Below are 2,559 nucleotides of genomic sequence, written 5' to 3' on the forward strand. Positions count from 1 at the left end.
TCTCAAGGGAGCGCTCTCACCATGTCTAGTGCTGGACTCAATAAATGGACCGTCAGCGGCAACCTCGCTGCTGACGTTGTTGTTAAAACTGTAGACCTGCGGAATGGTCAACAGAAGCGGGTGGCGGATGGCACTATTTATGTGCGCGGGGTAAAAGATCGCAACGAATCCTTCACCGTACGGCTGAGTATTTGGGAAGGGTCGGCAGCCTGGCGGAAAATTTCTTTTTTGAAAAAAGGGTCGCTGATTATTTGTACTGGCAGTGTCGAACCTGTACCTTACGTATCAAAAACAGATAGTACGCCTAAAGCTGGACTCAACATGCAAGTGTTGGATATTGATTTGGATCGGGTGAAAGACCCAGACGGAGAGAATGGCTATAACAATCCCCAAACCAACAATAAAACTCCTGTAGGCGTATAATTACGTAGCCTTTAGCAGGCGCTACGTATCTTTACTACAAGTAGCACGGTAGCTTTTTATGCCCGCTTAAACGTTAGGCTCGTAGCTTCAAGAAAAGTTCAAACTATCTTCGCTCAACTGTTAACTGATAGGGCACATTTGGGTTGAATGTATTTATAGACAAACGAATTATACTTACCCCACCCCTTATTGGCTACACCAATATACAGAAACGGGCCGAGCTGTTGTTACAACGGCTCGGCCTCTATGCTTCTCCCAGCTTTTCAGGCACCAGGCATCTGGTTTGGATTTGGTAAGGCCGAACCGGCAAGGACTCAATCGGTTCTTCGAGTAAGTTGACAGCTGCGCCTACGGTTAGCCCTAAGCTGTTGGTGAGGGTACCCTCGGAGGGGATGCCATAGGCATCGTAGTAGCGGGCAATAAAGCAGCTGGGATCTGCTTCACTCGGTTTGAAGGCTGCCAGGATCAAATGCTCGGCGTCCAGACTGAGAAAGCTCCGGCAGATAGCCCCACTAGCAGGTTGGCCTGCGGGCATACCGGATGACATAGGTGTATAAGCTCTCAGAGGGATATTGAGCGCCTGGGCATGGTGTGGGGTGTGGGCTGTTTGCCAGTTGCCTGGGTGGGGATAGAGGGCATAGGTGAAGTGATGATGGGTGCGATCGCAACCCGGATCTGGCCACAGCGGTGCTTTGAGTAGCGTTAGCCGTAGCTGGCTGGGTTTAGCATCAAACCCATGCTTACAGTCGGTCAAAATGCTCAAACCAAAGGCCTCATCACTTAAATCAGCCCAGCGTAGTGCAGGGACTTCCCATTTTGCTTTTTCGTGCTCAGTCGTCGGTTTTGTCGGTCGATCAATCGCCCCAAAGGGTACTTCATAGGTAGCCTGATCAGACGCGATGGTGATGGGAAAATTAACCTTGAGCACCACCTGCGTTTCCTGCCAATCGACCCAGGTTTCCACGTTCAAACAGGGAGCGTCAGCGGCCAAACAATAGTCTTGCACAAGGGTGGATTGATTTAACTGGCGAGTGACTCGCAACCGATGGCAGATAGGATTTCGAGAGATCCATTCAATCGATATCAGCTGGGCCGAGGCACAGGGCTTATCGGCATAGTCAGGGGCAATATTCCAGGCATCCCAATATTGGCCGCTATCTTCAAAACACTGCAGCTGATTAGCCGCCGAACTCAAAATCTCTCGCCCGGTTGCCAGGTGTATACAGGAAATAATCTCTCCAGTTTTAGGAGAAACAACCACCCGCAGACAAGCATTCTCTAAAATATACTTTTCCGTATGCACGTCGGCCAACACCTCTGTTGTGCCCGCCACCAGCGCATACAACCGATATCCAACCGCAGGTACATCGTGGGCCAAGAAACTCAGAACCTGACTCTCCTGGTCTGCTGGGCTCCCAGCAAACGGGGCCTCGGCTGGATAAACAACATGATCCACCAGCTGGTTGGTTTCACAATCGATAATCTGCCACGGTCCTAGCGGTACCGCCACGGTTACGACCTCAGTGCGGGACCAGCTCAGAGCATTAAACACCTGCAGAGGCTTACCTCGCCCGACAGTCCCCTGCACTGACAGAGCCGCTAACGACTGTTCTAAGACCGACCGACCCAGCGCATCTACTTTGGCCCATTCCTCATTGGCATCCTCAAATACTTGGGGAATCGACGTTCCTGGCAAAATGTCGTGAAACTGGTTAAACAAGAGCCCCTTCCACGCGGTCTCTAATGTCTCTTGAGGATAGGGCTGACCGCTCACCAGCTGCGCTACCGTTGCCCACACCTCGGCCTGATATAACAAATCTTCACCGCGACGATTTTTCTGTTTTTGATCGCTGTGGACTGTATAGCACCCACGATGCAGCTCCAGATAAAGCTCATCGTCCCACACGGGTAGGTCAACCGGGCTGCCCATCGCCTCATGCAAGAACTCCTTTGGTGTCGAAAACTTAACCTGAGGAAAAAACGGTGACTCTCGCCACCGTCGTGCCTTCAGTAACATGTCTCGCGTTGGCCCACCGCCATGATCGCCCACACCTGGAAGCCAGCAGGTATGGGCGATATCAGTTTTCTGCTCCCACTTGGCGGCATACTCGGCCATCTGCACCGGATCATAATTAA

General features: G+C 51.6%; 2 protein-coding genes. One reads left to right on the forward strand and one right to left on the reverse strand.

Annotated features, from left to right (window positions below; genetic code table 11):
* Positions 1-423 (forward strand): single stranded DNA-binding domain-containing protein (locus IQ260_RS29740; RefSeq protein ID WP_228016562.1); only part of this gene is annotated, 423 nt, incomplete at its 5' end.
* Between the two features lie 244 nt (positions 424-667).
* Here IQ260_RS29740 and IQ260_RS29745 read toward each other — a convergent pair.
* Positions 668-2,559 (reverse strand): alpha-mannosidase (locus IQ260_RS29745; protein WP_193996661.1); only part of this gene is annotated, 1,892 nt, incomplete at its 5' end.

The sequence above is a fragment of the Leptolyngbya cf. ectocarpi LEGE 11479 genome (assembly GCF_015207065.1).
Lineage (GTDB): Bacteria > Cyanobacteriota > Cyanobacteriia > Phormidesmidales > Phormidesmidaceae > Leptothoe > Leptothoe ectocarpi.